This window comes from Roseateles sp. P5_E11, from assembly GCF_054049355.1.
Window position 1 is genome coordinate 1 of record NZ_JBFUMO010000270.1, and the last position, 7,559, is coordinate 7,559.

Here is a 7,559-nt window from a genome sequence, read left to right on the forward strand (position 1 = left end):
GCCCGAGGCCGGTCGTTTCGAAGTCGACGACGGCGRTGGTTTCAGTCATCTTCGTCAAGACTTCTTCAGTGGATGCCTGGGCGGGTGTTTCAGGGCATTCATTGCCAGCTTGCGCTCGACGGCGGCATCCAGGTCCACGCCGCCATGGTCGGCAATCTGCACGAGGTACAGCAGCACGTCCGACAGCTCTTCGCCGAGATGGCGGCGCTGGTCGTCGCTCAGGCTCTGGGATTGCTCGGGAGTCAGCCACTGGAAGATTTCCAGCAGCTCGGCGGCCTCCACCGTCATGGCCATCGCGAGGTTCTTTGGCGTCTGGTAGGGCTGCCAGTCGCGATCGCTGGCGAACTGGCGCAGACGCTGCTGCAGGGTCGGAATGTCCATCAGGGGAGCGCGTGTGAGGGTCGTTGCATCGCCGAAAGTGTCCCGTGTATTCCTAAACAGTATTCAAGATTTCAAAGGTAGTGGTCGTAGTAGTGCACCGCCTGCGCTGTGGACAAGGGCAAAAAGTCCTTGCGGCACAAGCGCTTGGCAACCGCACAAGCCTGTGCGCCGCAGCCTGATGGAATGACCCGCGATTGGGTACAACTTTGCTGAAAGCCGTTGGCCTGTGGATATCTGCCCAGTTGTGCCAGAACCATCCACAGACTTGCCCAAGGCGGTACAGCCCCTGTGGATCGCGGCGCTTGCGCAGGCCTTCCCCAAGCCGTCGGCGTTGTTTCTTTACGCGGAATGAGGGGAAAAACGAACGACCGTTCTAAAAAGCTGCGGCTAGAGTTGCGCTCCCGAATTGAATGCACTGCGATGTTGCGGTGTCGCCTAGGAGACAACAATGAAACCCTTCCTCACCCGGATCGCCGCCGCCTCGGTGGCGCTGTTGGGCAGCCTGCTGGTGGCGGGCTGCGGAGGCGGTGGCGCCTCGGCGGACACGACGCCCAAGTTCACTCCCACCAGTGTGGTGTCCTTCGGTGACAGCCTGAGCGACCAGGGCACCTACAAGGTCGGTACTGTTGCCGCCCTGGGCGGTGGCCAGTACACCGTCAATGGCGTTGGCCCGCATTGGGTGGAACGCATTGCCACGCTTTACGGCCTGCCCAAGCCCTGCCCGGCCCAGCAAGGCCTGGATGGGCTCGCTTCCCAGGGGTTCAGCGTGCCCGTCAAGAACAACGCGGGTTGTTTCGCCTACGGTCAGGGTGGCGCGCGAGTGACCAACCCGGTCGGCCCGGGCAACAAGCTGTTGGGTGGTTCCAACGCCGTGCTGGGCCAGCTCACGGTGCCCGTCGTCACGCAGATGCAGAACCACCTGACGGCAGTCGGTGGCAGCTTCAAGGGCACCGAGCTCGTCTTCGTCTATGCCGGTGGCAATGATGTGTTCATCAACCTGGCCACCGTGCAGGCCACCATCGCCGCTGGCGGTGACCCGACGGCCGCTGCCACCAAGGGCGTGACCGAGATGGGCAAGGCCGGTGCGGAACTGGCCGGCTACGTCAAGGCGCTGGTGGTGGGCAAGGGTGCCAAGAACGTCGTGGTCATCAACCTGCCCGACGTGAGCCTGACACCTTTCGCCAAGAGCCTGCCCGCAGCCACGCAGGGCCTGATCCTGCAGATGGTCAATACCTTCAACGACCAACTCAAGACCGGCCTGGCCGGCGCTGACGTGGGTTGGGTTGATGCCGCCCAAGGGGTGCGTGACCAGATTGCCGATCCTGCGAAGTTCAGCCTGAGCAATGTCACCACGCCGGCCTGTGATCTGAGCGCGGCCAAGAACCCCTTGGGTTCGTCGCTGGTCTGCAGCGCCAACAACGTCATCAGCGGCGATGTCAGTCACTACCTGTTCGCCGACTCCGTCCACCCCACCCCGTTCGGGAATCAATTGCTGTCGCAGGTGGTGTCCCTGGAACTGGCTCGCAAAGGCTGGCTCTGAGTCCGCGTGACCCTTCAGGAGAACTTCATGAACATCAAATCCCTGCTCGCAGTCACCCTGCTCTCCGCCACCGGCCTCGTTCACGCGCAATCGGCCGGCAGCATCGTCGTCTATGGCGGTGCCGCACAGATCAACCCGCATGTCGACAGCGGTGATCTGACCGCGCCCAGCCTGGCGGGCACCAAGGTCGACGTGAAGAAGGCCAGCTCCTTCGTCGGCGGCGTGACTTACTACTGGACCGACAACATCAGCATCGATCTGCCGATCGCGCTGCCGTTCAAGCACGACGTCGTTGGTGCTGGCGCCATCGAAGGTTCGGGCAAGCTCGGCACGGTCAAGTCCCTGCCGATGACGCTGCTGGCCCAGTACCGCTTCGGCGACGCCAACAGCAGCTTCCGTCCCTTTGTCGGCGCGGGCGTCACCTATGGCTACTTCTTCAAGCCACGCGCCACGGCCGCACTGTCCGGCCTCACCGGTGGCTCGCCCGCCAGCCCGACGACGCTGTCCATGAAGAGCCGCTTCGGCACGACCATGGAACTCGGTGGTGCCTTCAACATCACCAAGGACTGGTCCGCCAGTCTGGCAGTCACCAAGACCTTCATCAAGACGACCGGCAGCCTGTCCACGGGCCAGACCATCGAGACGACGCTGGACCCGGTGTCGGTCAAGTTCGGCATCGGTTATCGCTTCTGATCCGGCTTCGGTCGATCACCCAGAAGGGAGCCTGCGGGCTCCCTTTGTCGTTCTGGCATGTCAGGTTTGTCGATCATGGTCGACTCATGCCCCATGAAGCTGACTGCCCTGCTCCTCGCCATGGCCACGCCTCTCGCCGGCGCCCAAAGCTGTCCTGCTACAACCGTGCAAAGCGGCGCGACGGTGCCGCGCATCGTCGAGCTCTACACATCCGAAGGCTGCTCCTCCTGCCCGCCGGCGGACCGCTGGCTGAGCGGCCTCAAGGGCCAGCCCGGCGTCATCGCGGCAGCCTTTCATGTTGACTACTGGAACGGCCTGGGCTGGCCGGATCGGTTTTCCAGCCCGGCCTTCACCGAGCGCCAGAAACAAGGYGTGGGCGTTAATGGCTCACGCTATGCGTACACACCGCAAATCGTCATCAATGGGCGGGATTGGCGCAGCGCTTCATTGCCCGCGGCGAGTGCCGAGCCGGCTCGTGTACGGTTGGGCTGGAGCCGCAGCGCGAGCGGCGAACTGAAGCTCAGTGCGGAGGCCTTGCCTGGCGCGCCCGCGCACGTCCAGCTCTGGTGGGCTCGCGTCGAGGACGGCCACCAAAGCCGCGTGCGCGCCGGCGAGAACCGCGGCGAGACGCTCAACCACGACAGTGTCGTGCGGGAATACGGGAAGCTGCCGGTCTGGGAGGGCCAGGGCCCGGCGCAGTGGGCCGTGCCGGTGAAGGCCGCCGAACCTGGCCACGCCAGCCGCTGGCTCGCGGTAGCCGTGGATGTGCGCGATGGCCGCACCTTGCAGGCCGTCGAGATCGGTTGCTGAAAACGGGGAGTCCTCCGACACGAGGGAACCCCGCAGGCGATCAGACTTGGCCATCCCCGCTGAATCCCGCAAGGCCATGCGAATCCACCCTCTTGCCATGCTGGCTGCCGGCGTTGCCGCGCTGAGCGCTTGCGGCAGGTCGGCCGACAGCCCCGCGGCAGCACCGGCGCCAGCATCGGCGGCTTCGGCATCCGTGGCGTCCAGCCCCTGGGTCGGCCGATGGCACGGCCCCGAAGGCACCTATCTGGAGATCACCGGCGGGCCGGGGACCTACAGCGTCACGGTGCAGAACCTGGATGGTCCACGCAGCTTCGACGCCAAGGCCGGCACCGACACGCTCGTATTCACGCGTGATGGCGTGCTCGAAACCATCCGCGCCGGCAGCGGCCCCGAGACGGGCATGAAATGGCTGGCCGACAAGCACGACTGCCTGATCGTGAAGAGCGGCGAAGGCTATTGCCGCGGCTGATCAGGCGATGCCGACGACCTTGTGCATCTGCACCGACAGCCGCCACTGCGGATGGGCCATGCAGTAGGCCACGGCCGCCTTGGTGTGCTCGCGCTGCAGCACCGAATCCATGGGCTGCAGGAAGAAGTTCTGGAAGTCCAGATTCGCAAACCGCTCCGGTTGGGCCAGCGGTTGCGGATAGACAAGCTTCAACTCGTGGCCCGAGGTCAGCACCAGCGGCGCATCGGCCTTGGGGCTGACGCAGATCCAGTCCAGCCCCGGCGGCGCGGGTTGCGTGCCATTGGTCTCGACAGCGACCTCGAAGCCGCGGGCGTGCAGGGCGTCGATGAGCGGCGTGTCCAACTGCAGCAGCGGCTCGCCGCCGGTACAGACGACGTAGGGACGACCACCGCCGGGCCATGCTTTGGCAATCGCATCGGCCAGCGCATCGGCAGTCACGAATTTGCCGCCGCCCTCGCCATCCGTGCCCACGAAATCCGTGTCGCAGAAAGTGCAGACCGCCGTCGCGCGATCCTGCTCGCGGCCGGTCCAGAGGTTGCAGCCGGCAAAGCGGCAGAACACGGCCGCGCGGCCGGCCTGGGCGCCTTCGCCCTGCAGCGTGAAGAACAGCTCTTTGACCGAATACGTCATACGGGGATCAATTCTTCGGAGTCAGCCCGGCTGACGATGGCACCCGAGCCGCGCGTCTCGTACAGATCCACGCGGTCGATCTGCGGCAGTACCGCGCCGCCCTCACGCAGCACCCAGGCTGCAATCGAGGCCACGTCACCGTCGGGCAGATTGGCAATCTCAAACAGCGGGTGATGGTCCAACCGTTTGAAGATGGGGTTGAACAGCGACTTCACGTCACCGAAGTCCACCGTCCAGCCCATCACCTGGTCCAGCGGCGCAGCCAGGTGCAGCCGCAGCGTGAAGGTGTGGCCATGGATGCCGGCCAGCGGATGGCCAACGGGCGCGTGCTTCATGCGAACGGCGCTGTCCAGCGTCATCTCCTTCCAGATGCGGTAGCTGTTGCCGTTGAAGTTGGCGCCGCTGGAGCCGGTCTCGTAGACGGTCACCCAGCTCAGCTCCGGCAGTTCGGGCTTCAGCCTGTCCCACAGCCAGGCCGAGATGTTCTCGCTGGTCGGGTTCTGCAGCCCCGCGATGTCGTTCAGGCAGCGGTAGTTCAGCGCGAAATGCAGTGGCGCCCAGACCTCGTCGAGGTGGTCGTAGTCGATGGACAGATCGCGCTCGCCGAGGTCCGCATTGGCATGCAGGATGACCTCGAAGCCATGGCCATGCATGCGGCCGCACTGGTGGCCAGCCGGTACATTCGGCAGCTGGTGGGCGGCCTGGAAGCGGTAGCGCCGCCAGACATGCGCATGGCCGGCGCCGTCCAGGTCCACGCCGCTGTGTTGGGTGCTTTGCACGCCCACCTGCACGATGCCGGGCACGTCCAGCCGCTGGCGCACCCAGCGCGCGAGGTTCTCGTCGGTGGGCTCGGCCAGGTGGTCGTTCAGCAAGGCATGATCCAGCGGCGCCACGGTCTCAGTCATGCGCGCACGCAGCGCCTCGACCTCACCCCCCGGAAAAGCAGGCCAGCCCGCGGGCAGTGCCGTGCGGACGGTGGCGAAATAGCTGTGGCCATGCAGGCCATGGCTGCGATGGGAGGCGGGCAGGGCGGGAATGCGGCAGGCCGACTCGAAGCCGGCCGAGGCACAGTGCAACACGGAAACTGACATGCCGCGATTGTCGCGCCCACCCCCAAAACCCTGCTTGACTTGAAGTGGGCTTGAGCTTTTAGTCTTCCCCGCCATGAATCTTGCTGACCCCATCGACGCGCCGGCCGGCGCGTCCGAAAAACTCTTTGCCCCTGGCCGCAGCGCCGCCTGCATCGGCGCCATCGCGCTGATCTCCATGCTGGCCTTCGAGTCCATCGCCGTCGCCACCGCGATGCCGGCCGTGGCCGAGGCACTGCAGGGCCTGCCCTATTACGCCCTGGCCTTCGGCGCGACGCTGGCCACCTCGGTGCTGGGCATGACGGCGGCCGGCCAGCTCTGCGACAAGCGCGGCCCCTATCGCGCCGCGCTGGCAGGCCTCGCCGCCTTCCTGGTTGGCCTGCTGCTGGCGGGTTTTGCGCCATCCATGCCCGTGCTGGTGCTCGGCCGCGCGCTGCAGGGCCTGGGCAGCGGCGTGCTGGGCGTCACGCTGTATGTCGGCGTCGGCCAGGTCGTGCCGCAGCAACTCCACCCCAAGATGTTCGCCATGTTTGCGGGAGCCTGGGTCGTGCCCGGCCTGGTCGGGCCGGCGCTGGCGTCCTTCCTCGTGCAGTTCATCGGCTGGCGATCCGTCTTCCTGGTCGTCGCGGCGGCCGTGCCCGTGGCGGCGTTGATGATCCTGCCGGCCCTCAAGCGGGTGGGCTCGGGCACCGGTGACGAGCTGCGCTGGGGCGCGATGCGCTGGGCCCTGCTGGCCAGTGCGGGCGCGCTGACGCTGCACAGCGCCAGCCAGCAGAGCGGCGCCAGCTCGGCCCTGCTGTTCGCGGCCGGCCTGGTGGCCGCCGGCATCGCCGCCCGGCTGCTGCTGCCCGCCGGCACGCTGAGGGCGGCGCGTGGCCTGCCGACGGTCATCCTGCTGCGCGGCCTCATCGCCGCGACCTTTGCCAGCGCCGAGGCCTTCCTGCCGTTGATGCTGACCCAGCACTTCGGCTGGAGCCTGACCCAGGCCGGCATTGCGTTGAGCGCCGGCGCGGTCACCTGGAGCATCGGCAGCGCCTTGCAGGCTCGCGTGCAGCGGCCCGAATCGAGGCGCCTGTTGCTGCCGGGCGGTTTCACATTGACGGCGCTGGCGCTGACCCTCGTCATCGCGCCGCTGCTGTTCGCCCTGCCCTCTGCGCTGGTCTTTGTGGGCTGGACGCTCGTCGGCCTGGGCATCGGCCTGTCCTTCCCCATCCTGTCGGTGCTGCTGCTCAAGCTGTCGCCGCCGGAGCAGCAAGGCAGCAACACCTCGGCGCTGCAACTCTGTGATGCGCTGACCAGCAGCGCCGCGCTGGCCCTGGCCGGCCTGCTGTTCGACCCCGTCACGCGCCAGGTCTTGCCGGTCCTGCTGCTGGCGCTGGGGCTCGTCACCGTCGCTGCCTTGATCAGCCCCCGAGCCCAACCCAACAACCACTGAAAACGCTTTCTGCCGGTGGCACACTGCGCCGTCTTCCGCGGGAGAGGTGCATGGGTTTCGTGACGACGCGCAGCTTGGCCAGGGACTACGACGTCATCGTCGTCGGCTCGGGTGCCGGTGGCGGCCAGACGGCCTACACGCTGGCGCTGGAGGGCGTGAAGGTGCTGATGCTGGAGGCCGGCCGCAACTACGACTTCCGCACCGAGACGCCGATGTTCCAGACCAACGCCGACGCGCCGCTGCGCGGTGCCGGCACGCCGGACAAGCCCTTCGGCTTCTACGACGCGACGGTGGACGGCGGCTGGCAGGTGCCCGGCGAGCCCTACACGCAAGCTTCCACTGACCCCCAGCAGCGCTTCGACTGGTGGCGCTCACGCATGTTGGGCGGCCGCACCAACCACTGGGGCCGCATCTCGCTGAGAAACGGCCCCTACGACTTCAAGCCCCACAGCCGTGATGGCCTGGGATTTGACTGGCCGATCGGATACGACGATCTGGCGCCCTACTACGACA

9 protein-coding genes are annotated in these 7,559 nt (G+C 66.5%); 6 read left to right on the forward strand and 3 right to left on the reverse strand.

All coding sequences use genetic code 11. The features are described from left to right. Window positions 1-54: 54 nt before the first annotated feature. On the reverse strand, window positions 55-381 hold the full coding sequence (locus ACXJKR_RS18725) for a nucleotide pyrophosphohydrolase (RefSeq protein ID WP_457324092.1): 327 nt from the start codon (window positions 379-381) through the stop codon (window positions 55-57). Window positions 382-829: 448 nt separating this feature from the next. Between ACXJKR_RS18725 and ACXJKR_RS18730 the strand changes: the two genes are divergently transcribed. The 4 genes from ACXJKR_RS18730 (at window position 830) to ACXJKR_RS18745 (ending at window position 3,893) form a co-directional block, all read left to right on the forward strand. Beyond that, window positions 830-1,921, forward strand: coding sequence for an SGNH/GDSL hydrolase family protein (locus ACXJKR_RS18730; protein ID WP_056191027.1), 1,092 nt, complete (start codon window positions 830-832; stop codon window positions 1,919-1,921). Window positions 1,922-1,948: 27 nt separating this feature from the next. Next, on the forward strand, window positions 1,949-2,614 hold the full coding sequence (locus tag ACXJKR_RS18735; protein ID WP_056191029.1) for an OmpW/AlkL family protein: 666 nt from the start codon (window positions 1,949-1,951) through the stop codon (window positions 2,612-2,614). Between the two features lie 93 nt (window positions 2,615-2,707). Continuing rightward, on the forward strand, window positions 2,708-3,424 hold the full coding sequence (locus ACXJKR_RS18740; RefSeq protein ID WP_457324093.1) for a DUF1223 domain-containing protein: 717 nt from the start codon (window positions 2,708-2,710) through the stop codon (window positions 3,422-3,424). Window positions 3,425-3,500: 76 nt separating this feature from the next. After that, window positions 3,501-3,893 carry a hypothetical protein gene (locus ACXJKR_RS18745; RefSeq protein ID WP_457324094.1) on the forward strand — a complete coding sequence of 131 codons (393 nt, stop codon included), beginning with the start codon at window positions 3,501-3,503 and terminating at the stop codon, window positions 3,891-3,893. Here the strand turns inward: ACXJKR_RS18745 and queE are convergent, their stop codons facing one another. Further along, entirely contained in the window at window positions 3,894-4,523 is a 630-nt protein-coding gene (gene queE, locus ACXJKR_RS18750; protein WP_457324095.1) for a 7-carboxy-7-deazaguanine synthase, read from the reverse strand. Further along, a complete protein-coding gene (locus tag ACXJKR_RS18755) occupies window positions 4,520-5,614 on the reverse strand; it encodes a 6-carboxytetrahydropterin synthase (protein ID WP_056191037.1) in 1,095 nt (364 codons plus the stop codon). Before ACXJKR_RS18755 ends, queE begins: the two co-directional genes overlap by 4 nt. Before the next feature lie 73 nt (window positions 5,615-5,687). Between ACXJKR_RS18755 and ACXJKR_RS18760 the strand changes: the two genes are divergently transcribed. Both ACXJKR_RS18760 and ACXJKR_RS18765 read left to right on the forward strand, forming a co-directional pair. Next, the gene (locus tag ACXJKR_RS18760; RefSeq protein ID WP_457324096.1) at window positions 5,688-7,046 is read left to right on the forward strand and encodes an MFS transporter; all 1,359 of its coding nucleotides are present in this window, start codon (window positions 5,688-5,690) and stop codon (window positions 7,044-7,046) included. A 50-nt stretch (window positions 7,047-7,096) separates the two neighbouring features. After that, window positions 7,097-7,559: FAD-binding protein (locus tag ACXJKR_RS18765; protein WP_457324097.1), on the forward strand; the 463-nt coding region annotated here is incomplete at its 3' end.